Annotated in this window: 12 protein-coding genes and 3 pseudogenes; 11 read left to right on the top strand and 4 right to left on the bottom strand. The window is 54.7% G+C overall.

The features are described from left to right. Positions 1 to 42: 42 nt before the first annotated feature. From AC534G_RS23160 to AC534G_RS23110, 11 genes and pseudogenes are all read left to right on the top strand, one after another. Positions 43 to 621 (top strand): YagK/YfjJ domain-containing protein, encoded by a 579-nt coding sequence (locus AC534G_RS23160; RefSeq protein WP_115799762.1) that lies wholly within the window; start codon positions 43 to 45, stop codon positions 619 to 621. A 121-nt stretch (positions 622 to 742) separates the two neighbouring features. After that, positions 743 to 949: a helix-turn-helix transcriptional regulator gene (locus AC534G_RS23155; protein ID WP_053266270.1), complete on the top strand. Its 207-nt coding sequence runs from the start codon at positions 743 to 745 to the stop codon at positions 947 to 949. Positions 950 to 1,171: 222 nt separating this feature from the next. Beyond that, positions 1,172 to 2,140: an IS5-like element IS903B family transposase gene (locus AC534G_RS23150; RefSeq protein ID WP_232582347.1), complete on the top strand. Its 969-nt coding sequence runs from the start codon at positions 1,172 to 1,174 to the stop codon at positions 2,138 to 2,140. Between the two features lie 138 nt (positions 2,141 to 2,278). Next, positions 2,279 to 2,445, top strand: a pseudogene (locus AC534G_RS23145) (transposase domain-containing protein); the annotation flags it as partial. 372 nt (positions 2,446 to 2,817) lie between these two features. Beyond that, positions 2,818 to 3,828 (top strand): substrate-binding domain-containing protein, encoded by a 1,011-nt coding sequence (locus AC534G_RS23140; RefSeq protein ID WP_000053329.1) that lies wholly within the window; start codon positions 2,818 to 2,820, stop codon positions 3,826 to 3,828. Between the two features lie 93 nt (positions 3,829 to 3,921). Then, positions 3,922 to 6,048 (top strand): alpha-galactosidase, encoded by a 2,127-nt coding sequence (locus AC534G_RS23135; RefSeq protein WP_115799779.1) that lies wholly within the window; start codon positions 3,922 to 3,924, stop codon positions 6,046 to 6,048. A gap of 54 nt (positions 6,049 to 6,102) precedes the next feature. Beyond that, positions 6,103 to 7,380, top strand: coding sequence for an MFS transporter (locus AC534G_RS23130; protein WP_001099191.1), 1,278 nt, complete (start codon positions 6,103 to 6,105; stop codon positions 7,378 to 7,380). Next, the gene (locus tag AC534G_RS23125; RefSeq protein ID WP_000813683.1) at positions 7,377 to 8,807 is read left to right on the top strand and encodes a glycoside hydrolase family 32 protein; all 1,431 of its coding nucleotides are present in this window, start codon (positions 7,377 to 7,379) and stop codon (positions 8,805 to 8,807) included. The genes AC534G_RS23130 and AC534G_RS23125 overlap by 4 nt, the downstream gene beginning before the upstream one ends. A 63-nt stretch (positions 8,808 to 8,870) precedes the next feature. Next, positions 8,871 to 9,386: a PTS glucose transporter subunit IIA gene (crr, locus tag AC534G_RS23120; RefSeq protein WP_115799780.1), complete on the top strand. Its 516-nt coding sequence runs from the start codon at positions 8,871 to 8,873 to the stop codon at positions 9,384 to 9,386. A gap of 54 nt (positions 9,387 to 9,440) precedes the next feature. Further along, positions 9,441 to 9,851 (top strand): annotated as a pseudogene (locus tag AC534G_RS23115) (group II intron maturase-specific domain-containing protein); the annotation flags it as partial. Between the two features lie 80 nt (positions 9,852 to 9,931). Next, positions 9,932 to 10,119, top strand: a pseudogene (locus AC534G_RS23110) (DDE-type integrase/transposase/recombinase); the annotation flags it as partial. 165 nt (positions 10,120 to 10,284) lie between these two features. On the opposite strand, the gene AC534G_RS23105 reads toward AC534G_RS23110, so the two are convergent. From AC534G_RS23105 to AC534G_RS23090, 4 genes are all read right to left on the bottom strand, one after another. Then, on the bottom strand, positions 10,285 to 11,289 hold the full coding sequence (locus AC534G_RS23105; RefSeq protein ID WP_003029591.1) for a LacI family DNA-binding transcriptional regulator: 1,005 nt from the start codon (positions 11,287 to 11,289) through the stop codon (positions 10,285 to 10,287). A gap of 29 nt (positions 11,290 to 11,318) precedes the next feature. After that, the gene (locus AC534G_RS23100; protein WP_003029589.1) at positions 11,319 to 12,719 is read right to left on the bottom strand and encodes a sucrose-6-phosphate hydrolase; all 1,401 of its coding nucleotides are present in this window, start codon (positions 12,717 to 12,719) and stop codon (positions 11,319 to 11,321) included. Then, on the bottom strand, positions 12,719 to 14,089 hold the full coding sequence (locus AC534G_RS23095; RefSeq protein WP_000345204.1) for a sucrose-specific PTS transporter subunit IIBC: 1,371 nt from the start codon (positions 14,087 to 14,089) through the stop codon (positions 12,719 to 12,721). Before AC534G_RS23095 ends, AC534G_RS23100 begins: the two co-directional genes overlap by 1 nt. Before the next feature lie 137 nt (positions 14,090 to 14,226). Beyond that, complete coding sequence (locus tag AC534G_RS23090) at positions 14,227 to 15,744, bottom strand: carbohydrate porin (protein WP_003029587.1); 1,518 nt, start codon at positions 15,742 to 15,744, stop codon at positions 14,227 to 14,229. Positions 15,745 to 15,836 lie beyond the last annotated feature (92 nt).

The following is a 15,836-nucleotide window of genomic DNA, read 5'->3' as shown; positions in this document are numbered from 1 at the left end:
ACACATCTATCTATTGAACCCCGTTTAGTTTGAGGATAGATCATGAAAGAACCCTACAATGCCAACCCTAATTACCCTATGCATCGTTTTCTTCTCGAAGATATAAACCACCACCTGGATGAAATGTTTGAGCGTTATTCCCGCTTACTGGCTTTTCGTATGGATTTTGGCTGGAAACAAGGGAGTGAACGCTCGCAGCGTAATCTCATGGATGAGATGGAGGGCGAGATACAGCACCTGATGGACGTGGCAATTGGCCGAAAGATGGTTATTGGGTACTACTGGGTAATTGAATACAGACAGCGTAAGGGGTTGCATGTGCATGCCATGCTTTATCTTGATGGGCAGAAGCATCGGAAATTCTATCCAACTTCGCGTGCGATAGGGGAAGAATGGCGCAGATTGACTGACGATGAAGGTCTCTTTCATCTGTGTTCCAAGAAAAAGCATTTCGTTGCGAGTTCCGGAACGATAGTGGATCACCGCAATAGGCAAGCAGTTGATGAACTACGTTACGTAATTAGTTATTTAGCCAAATCTGAGCAGAAGTCACGAGGGGTTATTGCAGGTATGAATGCTATACCACCACGAAGCCGTAGAGGCAGGCCCAGGAAGGAGTAGCGACAGGTAAACGTTAAGCTGAAGTTTTTTTACAACAGAAGCCATTGATGTGGAGGAGCTGACGGTAATGATTGGTTTACTAGCAGCTCCGGTTATTCATCTTTAACCGGAACACATCAACATGTATACAAAACCTGCACTACTTGAAGATCAATTCATTGATATGAAATTCATTACCCAGCTTACTGGCCTGAGCGATAAATGGTTCTATAAGCTGATACAGGATGGGGCATTCCCTAAACCGATTAAATTGGGCAGAGCTTCCCGTTGGTTAAAAAGCGATCTGGAAGAATGGTTATATTACCGTATCTACGAATCCCGTAATTAATTACTTTGGAACGATATTTGTCTTGGCCAAGATAATGCCCCCTTCAACGTATTTACAACAGATGCTTCGTGTATTTTAAAACGTAGCGACAAGCGTTGCAGCATAGTAGCAATATCAGCGGGAGGGAGCATGCAGTAAAGCACGCTCTGTAATTACCTCTAACGGATTTCACCTGATTTATGCATTGTTCGGCTTTGTTGAATAAATCGAACTTTTGCTGAGTTGAAGGATCAGATCACGTATCTTCCCGACAACGCAGACCGTTCCGTGGCAAAGCAAAAGTTCAAAATCACCAACTGGCCCACCTACAATAAAGCCCTCATCAACCGTGGCTCCATAACTTTCTGGCTGGATGATGAAGCTATTCAGGCCTGGTATGAGTCAGCAACACCTTCTTCACGAGGCAGACCTCAGCGCTATTCTGACCTTGCCATCACGACTGTGCTGGTCATTAAACGCGTATTCAGGCTGACCCTGCGCGCTGCGCAGGGCTTTATTGATTCCATTTTTTCTCTGATGAACGTTCCGCTACGCTGCCCGGATTACAGCTGTGTCAGCAGGCGGGCAAAGTCGGTTAATGTCAGTTTCAAAACGCCCACCCGGGGTGAAATCGCACACCTGGTAATTGATTCCACCGGGCTGAAGGTCTTCGGTGAAGGCGAGTGGAAAGTCAAAAAGCATGGCCAGGAACGCCGCCGTATCTGGCGTAAGCTGCATCTCGCCGTTGACAGTAAAACATATGAAATCATCTGCGCTGACCTGTCGCTGAACAACGTTACGGACTCAGAGGCCTTCCCCGGGTTAATCCGGCAAACCCACCGGAAAATCAGGTCAGCCGCCGCCGATGGCGCTTACGATACCCGGCTCTGTCACGATGAACTGCGGCGTAAGAAAATCAGCGCGCTTATCCCGCCCCGAAAAGGTGCGGGTTACTGGCCCGGTGAATATGCAGACCGTAACCGTGCAGTGGCTAATCAGCGAATGACCGGGAGTAATGCGCGGTGGAAATGGACAACAGATTACAACCGTCGCTCGATAGCGGAAACGGCGATGTACCGGGTAAAAGAGCTGTTCGGGGGTTCACTGACGCTGCGTGACTACGATGGTCAGGTTGCGGAGGCTATGGCCCTGGTACGAGCGCTGAACAAAATGACGAAAGCAGGTATGCCTGAAAGCGTGCGTATTGCCTGAAAACACAACCCGCTACGGGGGAGACTTACCAGAAATCTGATTTATTCAACAAAGCCAGGCCCTGTTTACACAATTAAATAAATCGAGCCCGACCAACAATTTTGATGTTAACAGCAGGATTATTGAGGGGCAATCAATGTGTTCTTCGGTAGCGATTACGGTAGTGAACGGCGCTCTACTGTACGGGCTGAGCGGGACCTGCTGTCTGAATGGTATCTGCGCCATATACTGAGAGTTTTGCCGGAATGGCCTTCCAACCTGTTGATGAACTCTTGCCATGGAACGTAGCACTTACCAATAAATAACCGTAAATACGGCGTTCGGGTAATGCTAACGATAATAGTATATCAATTAATCATTAGTTTAAAAGCTTGTTCAACTGCATACATCATTAGCGTTTAAGCCAGTGAACAGGAAGTTTACTGGCTTAATTACAGTAATATAGTGTATCGCTATGCTCACTGAGTCTTAGATCTCCACCGTCGGTCTAATATTCGCACTCCTGCTAACAACCGGTAATCAAATCGTCCTCCGGTATTGAAAGTTAATACACAAATCAGGATGATGGAGGCTCATACTGGTACAGCGCGACCACTTATGCAGGCGTCTCTGTCAGGTTTGTTGCCCGGATCACCCGCATCAGGGACAGGGCTGTTCAGTTATCCGCAGGAGAAAATATGTCACTCAAGGCTATCGCCGCCGAACTCGGGATCTCTGTCACCACAGTCAGCCGGGCGCTTGGCGGATTTTCGGACGTTTCCGCTTCGACCCGTGCACGTGTAGAAGCGGAAGCTCGGCGTCGTGGTTATCGCCCGAATACCCTGGCAAGACGTCTCAAAACCGGTAAAACCGATGCGGTCGGCCTGGTCTTCCCTGAACATGCTGTACTGTTCAGCAGTAGTGTGTTTGTGGATATGGTCAGTTGTATCAGCCGGGAACTGGCCCGCCATGATATTGACTTACTGCTGATAGCCGATGATGAACGGGCTGACAGCCACAGCTATATGCGTCTGGTCGAAAGCCGCCGGGTTGATGCCCTTATCGTGGCGCACACGATGGATAATGACCCGCGTCTTACACACCTGCAGGAGGCCGGTATTCCGTTTCTGGCACTCGGTCAGGTGCCGTCCGGTCTTCCCTGTGCCTGGTTTGACTTTGATAACCATGCAGGAACCTGGCAGGCCACACAGCACCTGATTGCCCTGGGCCATCAGCGAATTGCCCTGCTGAGTGAGGACAACTCCCGTGCCTATGTCACTGCACGACGTCAGGGATGGCGCGATGCCCTGAGTGAACATGGTCTGCCTGAGACCTGGCTACGCCGGGTCTCTCCCACCCGACGCTCAGGTTTCCAGGCAGTGACTGAGTTAATGTCACTTCCGCTTCCCCCGACGGCCATTATTACCGACAGTGACCTGATCGGTGATGGCGCGGCCATGTCGCTGCAGTTATCCGGTCATCTGTCCGGAGAGGATGCCGTCTCTCTTGTGGTTTATGATGGTCTGCCGCAGGACAGTATTATTGAACAGGATGTGGCTGCAGTTCTTCAGTCAACACGACATCGCGTCGGTCGTCAGATTGCCGACATGATACGCCAGCTGGTCACGAATGTTTCACCTGAAATGCTACAAGTACTCTGGCAGCCGGAATTTCATCCTGGCAAGACAACGCTTGCTCCCTCCGCCTGATTTTTAATCCCGCTCACAAATCCGAATCGTTTCGGTTGCTATCCGAAACGATTCGGATCAACAGTAAGGCATACACGAAAACGGAGATGTCTTATGGAACCGATGTACCGCAGGCTGACCAGTCCCCACTCAGACCTGATTATTAAAACCCACCCGTATGCAGAGATTGTCTGGTGGGGATCCACCCTGAAACACTTTTCACCGGATGATTGTATCAGCCTGGAAAGGCCGGTTGCGAATGGTCGTCTGGATACCGACACCCCACTGACGCTGATGGCCGAAAACGGCGCGGGACTTTTTGGCTCGCCGGGGCTGGAGGGACACCGCAACGGGCTGGATGCGTCCCCTGTGTTCCGTACCATCAGCGTGGTACAGGCCGGAGAATCACTCACCCTGACCAGTGAGGATGCAGTGGCGGGTCTGCGCATGGTCAGTGAACTGGTGCTGACATCGTCCGGTGTGCTGAAGATGCGTCATGCCCTGACGAACCTCCGTGAAGGGGACTGGCAGGTGAACCGTTTCGCCATCACGCTCCCTGTGGCTGAAAGGGCAGAGGAAGTCATGGCCTTCCACGGACGCTGGACTCGTGAGTTTCAGCCGCACAGGGTCCGTCTCACACATGACGGTTTTGTGCTGGAGAACCGCCGGGGCCGCACGTCCCATGAGCATTTTCCGGCACTGATTGCCGGTGCCCCCGGTTTCTCAGAACAGCAGGGCGAGGTGTGGGCCGTACATCTGGGCTGGAGTGGCAACCATCGCATGAAATGTGAGGTCAAAACTGACGGACGGCGTTACCTCCAGGCGGAAGCACTGTGGATGCCCGGAGAAAAAGCCCTGAAGAAGGATGAGACCGTGTACACGCCGTGGCTGTACGCCAGCTATTCCCCGGAGGGGCTCAATGGTATGAGTCAGCAGTACCACCGTTTTCTGCGCGATGAAATCATCCGTTTTCCTGAGCAGAAACCCCGTCCGGTGCACCTCAATACCTGGGAAGGTATTTATTTTGACCACGACCCGAACTACATCATGCAGATGGCCGGACGTGCGGCAGCGCTTGGCGTTGAACGTTTCATTATCGACGACGGCTGGTTTAAGGGGCGCAATGATGACCATGCGGCTCTGGGCGACTGGTATCTGGATGAACAGAAGTATCCGGACGGACTGATGCCGGTGATTAACCATGTGAAATCACTCGGCATGGAGTTCGGTATCTGGGTGGAACCGGAAATGATTAACCCGGACTCTGACCTCTTTCGCCGCCATCCTGACTGGATACTGTCAATGCCGGGGTACACACAACCAACCGGGAGACATCAGTATGTTCTCAACCTGAACATTCCTGAGGCCTTTGCTTACATTTATGAACGCTGTTTATGGCTGCTGGGCGAACACCCAGTTGACTATGTGAAATGGGACATGAACCGCGAGCTGGTCCAGGCCGGGCATGAAGGTCGGGCGGCGGCGGACGCGCAGACCCGTCAGTTTTACCGGCTGCTGGATCTCCTGCGCGAACGTTTTCCCCGTGTTGAGTTTGAGTCCTGCGCTTCCGGCGGTGGACGTATCGACTTTGAGGTTCTGACCCGCACGCACCGCTTCTGGGCTTCTGACAACAATGACGCCCTGGAGCGCTGCACCATACAGCGTGGCATGAGTTACTTTTTCCCGCCGGAGGTTATGGGGGCACACATCGGTCATCATCGCTGCCATGCCACCTTCCGGCAGCACAGCATTGCCTTTCGCGGTCTGACGGCCCTGTTCGGTCATATGGGACTGGAGCTGGATCCGGTAACGGCCGGAGAAGAGGAATCCGCCGGTTACCGCCGCTATGCCTCGCTCTACAAAGAATGGCGGCAGCTTATCCACACGGGCACCCTATGGCGGGTGGATATGCCGGATGCGGCGACACAGGTGCAGGGGGTGGTCAGCCCGGATCAGTCGCAGGCGCTCTTCCTGGTGAGCCAGCTTGCCATGCCGGATCACACCCTGCCGGGTGCTCTACGTTTTCCGGGGCTGGCACCACAGGCCCGTTACCGGCTTCGTGTTGTTGACCATCCGGATATTCAGCTGGTCGGTGAAGGCGGGCATACCATGCGCAGGCTGCCCGGCTGGATGAACCAGACCTCCGACATCAGTGGGGAATGGCTGGCGCAGGCCGGTATTCAGCTTCCCGTACTGGATCCGGAAAGCGCCATGCTGATTGCCCTTGAACGTTTGGCATAAAAGGACCGGAGCCGGTCACGGCTCCCTGCACTCAGTCCCGTGAGGATAACAATAATGAATACTGTCAGTACTCATAAAAACCCCGATTTCTGGATATTTGGTCTGTTCTTTTTTCTCTACTTTTTCATCATGGCAACCTGTTTCCCGTTTCTGCCCGTCTGGCTGTCAGACATTGTGGGGCTGAGTAAAACGGATACCGGGATTGTTTTTTCATGCCTCTCCCTGTTTGCCATCAGCTTCCAGCCGCTGCTGGGGGTCATCTCAGACCGTCTTGGCCTGAAAAAACACCTGATGTGGATCATCAGCCTGCTGCTGGTCCTGTTTGCACCGTTCTTTCTGTACGTTTTTGCGCCGCTGCTGCGGTTCAACATCTGGGCCGGAGCACTGAGCGGCGGGATTTTTATCGGCTTCGTTTTTTCTGCGGGAGCCGGTGCCATCGAAGCCTATATTGAACGTGTCAGCCGCAGCAGCGGATTTGAATACGGTAAGGCCCGGATGTTCGGCTGTCTGGGCTGGGCGCTGTGTGCCACCACGGCAGGGCTGCTTTTCAACGTGGATCCGTCCCTGGTATTCTGGATGGGGTCCGGCTGCGCATTGCTGCTGGTCCTTCTGGTGGCGCTGGCGCGTCCCGGAACCAGTCAGACAGCGATGGTCATGAATGCGCTGGGTGCCAACTCGCCCGTGATTTCCGCCGGAATGGTGTTCAGTCTGTTTCGTATGCGTCAGATGTGGATGTTCGTGCTTTACATGATTGGGGTGGCCTGCGTCTATGACGTGTTTGACCAGCAGTTTGCCACGTTCTTCCGTGCATTTTTTGACACGCCGCAGGCGGGGATCCGGGCATTTGGTTTTGCCACCACGGCTGGCGAGATTTGCAATGCCATCATCATGTTCTGCTCCCCCTGGATAATCAACCGCATTGGTGCCAAAAACACACTGCTTGTCGCGGGTCTGATTATGACCATCCGCATCACAGGGTCGGCCTTTGCCACCACGGCTACTGAAGTGGTGAGCCTGAAAATGCTGCATGCCCTTGAAGTCCCATTCCTGCTGGTTGGTGCGTTCAAGTATATCACCGGCGTGTTTGATACCCGGCTGTCGGCCACCATTTATCTGATTGGCTTTCAGTTCTCCAAACAACTGGCGGCGATATTCCTCTCAACCTTTGCAGGTCACCTGTATGACCGCATGGGGTTCCAGAACACCTATCTGGTTCTGGGCGGTATTGTCCTTGCGGTCACCGTGTTATCGGCTTTCACCCTGAGCAGTACCCGTAAAACGGCTGCCCCGTCAGCAGAAACCGCTACAGCACAGACGGAGGTTCGCTTATGAAACAGCGTCTTGCCTCTGCACAGGTTGCACTTGATACACTCCGCGCCCGTCGTGGTGATACCTGGTACCCGGTTTTTCATCTGGCTCCACCTGCCGGATGGATGAATGATCCGAACGGGCTTATTTATTTCAGCGGTCGCTATCACGCATTCTTTCAGCACCATCCGGCAAGTGAACATCAGGGGCCGATGCACTGGGGACATGCCACCAGTCCGGACATGCTGCACTGGCAGCATGAGCCGGTTGCGCTGGCACCCGGTGATGAATATGACCGGGATGGCTGTTTTTCCGGCAGCGCAGTGGACGACAACGGCGTGCTGTCGCTTATCTACACCGGTCATCTCTGTCTGGAGGATCGGGGGGATGACAGCATCATCCGCGAAGTCCAGTGTCTGGCAACCAGCCGTGACGGCATTCACTTTGAGAAGCAGGGCTGCGTGCTGACGCCACCGGAAGGCATCATGCATTTCCGTGACCCGAAGGTCTGGCGGGAAGGGGGATACTGGTGGATGGTTATCGGCGCGCGGGATACCTCTGACACCGGTCAGGTGCTGCTGTATCGCGGCACATCCCTGCGGGACTGGCGCCAGGAACGGGTTCTAGCGCAGTCGGCAGCCGGAGAAAGCTATATGTGGGAATGTCCGGACTTTTTCCGCTGTGGCGACCATCACTGGCTGATGTTCTCCCCGCAGGGGATGACGCCCGGCGGATACCGGTTCCGCAACCGCTTTCAGAGCGGAGTTTTACCGGGTCACTGGCAGCCGGGGGCCGCCTTTGCCCTGAGCGGGGCATTTGAAGAACTGGATCACGGTCATGATTTTTATGCCCCGCAGTCCCTGGTCGCGGAGGACGGACGGCGCATCATCATGGCCTGGATGAATATGTGGGACTCCCCGATGCCTACAAAGCGTGAGGCCTGGGCCGGATGTCTGACCCTGCCGAGGGAACTTTTTGAACGCCATGGTCGTCTGTGTCAGCGTCCGGTTCGCGAAGCCGAATCCCTTCGCGGGACGTGCCAGCCGTTACACCCTGTAAGGCTCAGTGGCACGCAGTTGCTGGCTGAGGACGCACAGGCCGTGGAACTGGTGCTGACGTGGCATACCCTCGACAGTCAGGCAGAGCATTACGGCATCCACCTGGGAGACGGGCTCCGGCTGTATGTGGATAACCAGGCAGGACGGCTGGTGCTTTGGCGTCACTACCCGGATGAGGGGCTGGACGGTTACCGCAGTATCGCGCTGCCTGGCGCAGAATATCTGACGCTACGGGTTTTCCTGGACCGTTCATCGGTGGAAGTGTTCGTTAACGATGGCGATGCCACCCTGTCCAGCCGTATTTACCCGCAGCCCGGAACCCGCCGGTTGTCGCTATATGCAGCTCACGGCGAGGCTGTGCTGACGGACGGCTCACTGTGGACGCTGGCCTGAAATAATTCCACTGCCGTCGGTGACGGCAGTACTTTCGGTTCACCCGTAATGAAGGAAAGCACAATGGGATTACTGGGCAGGATTAAACAACTGATAAGTGAAAATGAGAAACCGGCGGAAGTCACCAGCGTGATGGCACCGCTGTCCGGTGAAATTGTCCCTCTGGACACGGTTCCGGATGCTGTGTTTGCCGGGAAAATAGTGGGGGATGGTATTGCTATCCGTCCTTCCGGCGGCGATACCTTGATGGCTCCTGTCAGCGGCACTATCGGTAAAATACTGGAGACAAACCACGCGTTTTCCATCCGCACCGACAGTGGCACTGAACTGTTCGTGCACTTCGGTATTAACACAGTTGACCTCAGGGGAGAGGGTTTCCGGCGTATTGCCCAGGAAGGCCAGCTGATCAGCACCGGTGACCCCGTCATCGGGTTTGACCTTGCGTTACTTCAGCAGAAAGCACAGTCCACGCTGACACCGGTGATTGTGGCGGACTCTGACCGTGTCCAGGAGATAACCCTGTTCTCCGGCCCGGTCATCGCCGGAGAAACACCGGTTTTTGATATCAGCAGCCAGTAAGCGCCATGAGTGACAATATCGCCAGCGGGCAGCTGGTATCAGGGAAAGCCGCACAACTACAGTGAAAGCAAAGTCGATATGGCTGAACAACTCAACCGAAAACTGAAAGGCTGGGCCATGTTCTATCAGTTCGTTGATTTTAAGGCCAAAGTCTTCAGTTATATCGACCGTGTCGTGTTCTGGAAGCTGGCTCACTGGCTGGCCCGCAAATACCGTACAGGTATCGCTTCCCTGATGAGGTGGTGGTGTAAATCACCGAAACCGGGTCAGAGCAAAACGTGGGTTTTATTTGGTAAAACCAATCACGGCAAGCTCAGCGGCGAAATACTGTACCGGTTGGTGGGGCAAGGCAAGAAGCTGTTCCGCTGGCGGCTACCCGAAGGTAATCCCTATCTGAGGACGGAGACCAGAAACACGTATACATCGCGCTTTACAGAAGTGGCAATGGCGTTCGCCAGCATTTAAATGGAGAGCCGGATGCGCTGAAAGGTGCACGTCCGGTTCGGGGAGGAGAGGCAGGGAAATAGTCCGACTACGCCCTGCCTCTTACTCTACTCTGGACAGGCAAGCGTTGGGCTTACCTTGCTGTTGTTCTCGATCTGTTCGCAAGGAAACCTGAGGGTTGGGCAATGTCATTCTCACCGGACAGCAAGCTGACATCAAAGCGCTGGAAATTGCGTGGGAAGCTTGCGGTAAACCCGCCGGAGTGATGTTCCACAGTGACAGTAATAATGCCGGTGTCAGTCTTTACCACCACTCAGTTTGCCGTTTAACCCGATTGGTGTGATTACTGATGCAGTGAAGACCTTTCCGCATCACATCACTACAAATATTGATTTTTAATTGTTGGATTCGCACCAGATTTCACCTCTGTAGGGTATTCAAAAATGCTCAGTTATTACTGATGCCTAAACTGCAGCGTTGCGGGCAGGTAGCGTTGTAGCGTTTCGGGCGTATCGCCCTCGATCAATTGGCTTATCAGATCATAGCAGTGCCAGGCCAACTGGCGGTTATCCTGCTGTACGGTATCGATACGCAGCGACAGCGAATCATAAAGATAGTGATCGTCAAAGCTCGTCAGATGGATATCTGAGTCGAGTAAATGGTGCTGGCTCATATAGCGCAGTACCCCTTCGAGCAGTCCACAGGCGGCAGTGAACAGCGCCTTAGGCGGCCGCCCAAGTCGCGCGCAGAGTGCGGCGAACATCTCATAGCCTGAGCTCGGGTGGTAGTTACCGTTAATCACCCATTCCGGGCGCAGTGCAATACCCGCCTGAGCCAAACCCTGCGTGAAGCCGGTCAGACGATCGCGTGAAGGCGACAGACGCGACTGACCGCCTAAAAACCAGAACTCATCGCTATGCTTAGGTGCAATGCGGGAAATCAGTTCCGCCGTTGGGGTAATCGAATCAGTCATCACCAGCGGCAGCAGGCTTTCATTAGGACAACGGTCAAACAGCACTACTGGCAGTTGTTGGCTGAGCTTAAGATAGTCGGCATCGTTGTGCATACATGAAGCGACGATCAGACCGTCAACCTGGCGGGAAATCATGTTATTGACCACCACGCTCTCCTGACCGGGGTTTTCATCAGTACAAGAGATCAATAGCTGGACGCCTGCTTCGCGGCACAGCATTTCCAGCTCATGTGAAAAGACCGCAAAGCCGTGGTTGGTGATCTCCGGCACCACCAGTCCGATGGTGTGGCTGCGGTTGTCGCGCAGCGAGCGGGCGTGAATGCTTGGCTGATAGTGCTGCTCACGGGCAATCGCCAGTACTCGCTCACGCGTTTCCTGCGCCACACGCAGCTCCTTACCACGACCGTTCAGTACTAGGCTGGCGGTCGCTTTTGAGACGCCAGCCTGTTCGGCGATATCTTTAATGGTTACGCGTTTAGTTTTCATTACGACGCCATGAGCTTGAGGCAAAACGCTTATTCTACCATGCAAGTTCGCAGCGGCCAGTAGCAGAATGCGTCCGGTGTGATGCCAGAGAACATTAGCTGCCCTGAACAGGCCGGGAAGTAGCGGCAGCTCATCACTCCTTCGCCGCCGTTGATGAAAATCTCCACGCTAGACTGGTCGATGAAAATATGCAGCGAGCGGACGTCTCCGCGCCAGTAACGATAATGCTTCTCGTCGCTGGCCAGACTGGGTCGGGCCAGGCGGATCCCGCTGGCATCGCGTTCAAGGATTAATGCGCCGTCAAAATCGAGGCTCAAAATATCGTCCCCAGTGGTTTGTAGAACGATTTCCATCGGTGCCAGCGGCAGGGAGTTCCCTGCCCAGCCGTGCGCTTCGCCGCGCAGGGCGCTCAGCTCTCGTAGAGGACGTTGGTATAGCTGACCATCGATAAACTCCAGCTCACGCAGGCAGGTCATCTGATGGATCCAGCCGTTGGTGAGGGTCGGTTGAAGCATCTCTTCGCCCTCCGGCACGCCCATCCAGCCGACCAGCAGACGGCGGCCATCACTGGTAAGCATGGTTTGCGGGGCGTAGAACTCAAACCCTGCGTCCAATTCGTGCAGTTCGCCATGCTCGAAGGCCGCGCGGTGGTAGTCGAAATCGCCGCTCATCCACACTGCCGGGTAGGTGTTGAGATAGCGCTCTTTCTCACGAGGCACGCCCTGCGGGCAGCAAATCAGGACATGCTGGTCGCCGAGGGCAAACAGGTCCGGGCATTCCCACATATAGCCCGCGTCGTCCAGGCCATTGATGCCATAACCGGCGATTTCGCCCTGACTCGTCCACTCATGAAGGTCCGCTGAGCTGAATAACAACACCTTGCCACGCTTTTGCAAATCCTGTGCGCCCAGCACCATGTACCAGCGACCTTCGTGCTGCCAGACTTTCGGGTCACGCACGTGGCCGGTATAGCCCTCCGGCAGCGGTAATACCGGGCCGAGTTTGGTAAACGTGCCGTCGGCATTTTCCGTCGCCAGGCACTGCCACGCGGTTCGGCTGCCGTCGTCAAATTTTACGTTGCCGGTATAGCACAGGGTGAGCGTGCCCTGACTATCCACGGCGCTTCCGGAGTAGCAGCCGTTGCGGTCATACTCTTCATCCGGCATGAGCGCGATCGGCTCATGTTGCCAGTGCAGCAGGTCGGCAGAGCTCCAGTGCCCCCAGCACTTGAACTTATGATCGCAGGCGAGCGGGTTCCACTGATAAAACAGGTGATAACGTCCGGCAAATTCAATAAAGCCGTTGGGATCGTTCATCAGCCCGGTCACCGGCGCATGGTGCCAGCGGGGATAGTGGCTGTCGGCCAGCGCGCGCGGCTGGCCCTGCATAACAGCCTGCAAAATCGCAGGCAGGCGTGATGGATGTGACATTATTCAGCGTCCGTTTTGTATTTCAGTACCAGGGAGACGACAAAGGCGACGCCAAAGGCGATAACCATCCCGATAATGTAGTTCAGCAGCGAGCTGGCCTGCACGATAGCCATGCCAGGGATAGCCGTCAGGCCCACCGCGGTCATGTAAACATGCATGGATACCACCCACGCGCCGCCCACCGCGCCGCCAATCAGGGCTGCGATAAACGGTTTTACAAAGCGTAAGTTAATACCAAAAATCGCCGCTTCGGTGATGCCGAGCATGGCAGAAAACGCCGAGGGCAGGGTAATGGCTTTGATTTTGGCATCTTTCGTTTTGAACCACACCGCCAGACAAGCACCGCCCTGAGCGACGTTGGCCATCGCCCAAATCGGCAGCAGGAAGTTGACGCCGATGGATGGGTTGCCCAGCAGTCCCGCTTCGATGGCGTGGAAGCTGTGGTGAATACCGGTAATGACGATAACCGAATAGAGACCGCCAAACAGCAGTCCGGCCAGCCAACCGGCGTGGGTAATCAGGGTGCTAAGGACAAACGAAATACCGTCGCCAAGCGCGCGACCAGCCGGGCCGATAATCAGCAGGGCGATAAAACCGGAAATGATCACCGTCAGGAACGGCGTCAGGATCAGATCCAGTGCATCGGGGATCACGCGACGCAGCTGTTTCTCAACGATGCTCATAAACCACACCGCCAGCAGCACCGGGAACACCGTGCCCTGATAGCCGATCATGGCAATCTCAAGGCCGAAGAAGTTCATGGTGTGGAAACCGGCGGCCACACCCCAGGCGTTGGTGAGCGCCGGGTGAGTCAGGATGCCGCCAAGCGTCGCGCCAAGATAAGGATTACCACCGAACTCGCGGGCGGCGGTGAAGCCAATCAGGATCGGCAGAATAATAAACGCCGCTGAGCTGCACATATCCAGCATGATGTAGATGGCGTTACCCGGGTCGACCCAGCCGTACGTTTTAACCATCCCCAGAAGGCCCATCAACAGGCCGGAGGCGACGATAGCCGGGATGATCGGCACAAAGATGTTCGACAACAGGCGGGCAATGCGCTGGAAAGGATTCAGTTTTTTCGCCGCAATGTCGGCAGCTTCCGATTTGCTGGATTCGCCAATCCCTGCCGCCTGGATAAAGGCGGCGTAGACTTTGTTCACCACCCCGGTGCCGAAGATAATCTGCATCTGTCCGGCGTTACGGAAACAGCCCTTCACCCCATCAATTTTGCCGATGGCCTGCTGATCGGCCAGTGAGTCATCGACCAGCACCAGGCGCAGGCGTGTGGCACAGTGCGCGGCGCTGGCGATATTTTCCTTGCCTCCCAGAAGCGGAAGTAGCGAGCGGGAAATCTGTTCAAAATCCATAGTACCCTCTGAATGCGTATTGATTTTCGAGTTGTCGTCCCGTGGTAGCCGGAGCGCATTCTCTTCGTTGTTATTGTGTCCGGGGCGACGAAACGTATTTTGTCGCCCCGGCGGTTACTGTCGCCAGGTGTTAACCATCAAAACCAGGTTTCCATCTGCATCCCGAACGACCATTCGCCGCCCGATTTAAAACCACTGCTGCCCAGCGCGTCATCGCTGGCGTAATTATTGAGTTTTTTGCTCCAGTCCATCCACGAGGTGTAAAGACGGATTTCAGGACGGCTGAAGAAATCGCCGATGTCGCCAACCTTAAAGGTCGGGGCGAAGGTGAGCTTGTAGAAGCTGCCGTTTACCGCATGGCGATCGTTATAACCTTCAGGTTTGAGATCCATATACTGGTAACTGCCTTCATAAGCGAGGGCGAAGTTTTGATTGATCTCCTGGATCAGACGCATGTTGAGGGTTGCCCACTGGTAGCTGTCGCCATCGACATAACGGTCTTTACTGGTTTGTGCCAGTATCGCCGGGGCGATAAACCAGTTCTTGCTCAGTGGCGTGGTGCCGTAGCTGGCGAAGCGCCAGGTGTTAGCCCCCGAGCGTAACGCGCCGTCAGAGCCGACACCTTTAACTTCGGCACCCAGTCCGTGACCGTAGAGCAGGGCGGTTTTGCTGGCACCTTCACGCAGGCCGTAAAAACTGTCGTTGTGCAACCCGAGCAGCGCATGTACACCGGTATTTGCCGCATCGCCTTTGACCGGATTACCGTTGGTATCCTGGCGTTCGTCGTTGTCTTTTGCCCGCATCCCGCTGACCATCATCTGCACCGGCCCGATGAAATTGTTCATGCTGACGATGTAGTTCTGCACACTGTTGCTGGTATCAGCAATATCGCCGAAGTTACGCCCGTAAAGAGAGAAGTTGCTGCGAACGCTGTCGTTCCACCTGACATCGTAAATACCGCCGCCGGTACCGGCGAGGAACACGACATCCGAGTCGATCCAGTGAATGTCAAAGTTATCCCGGTCAAAGCGTTTCCCGGCCCACAGGGTGGAGCCTTTAAACGGCCCGTCGAAGGTGGGCAAGTTGCCCAGTTCAACAAAGGCCTGACGCACGTTCAAATCACTGGTGCTCGCCGTCCAGTCGTTATAAGTGGTTTGACCGTCGGCGACCATGACTTTGAAGCGGGTTGTTGCCCCGTTATCCAGGGTCTGCTTATGTTCAAGATTCATTTCAACATAGGTATCGGCCTGGTTTCCCAGGCGGCCAATAGCCCCACCGGTTTCCCCTGCTGGCGTCATGTAGGCTCCGGATTTGGTGCTGGCGCCGGAGTCATTCATTATCACGCCGGAGCGGGCGTAGCCGTGGAACTCAAACCCGCTTTTCTCATCGGCTTTTTTCTCCAGTTTGGCGGTACGCTGAGCCACTTCCTGAGTGCTGTCCTGGGTTTTTTGTTGCTGTGTCGTGAGCTGCTGTACTTTCTTCTCTGCCGACTCTGCGCGGGTTTCTGCCGTTTGCGCTCTGTTTTCGGCATCCTGTAAGCGTTTTTCCAGCGCAATTAAACGGGCTTCGATACTGCTGAGATCCGTTTGTGCATGGGCTGAGGCGGCGCCGGTTAGCAAAGCGATAAGAACCGCGAGTGTGCTTTTTCTGAACATATTGATTGCATCCCAAAAGGAAAATAAAAAATTGTGTGTTTTTACTAAACCGGTTTAGTTGCAATGTTAAGCACGACATTTAACATTTTGAA

Source organism: Citrobacter sp. CRE-46, from assembly GCF_059615875.1.
The sequence above is the reverse complement of the archived record's forward strand: the minus strand, read 5'-3'. Positions and strand labels throughout refer to the sequence as shown.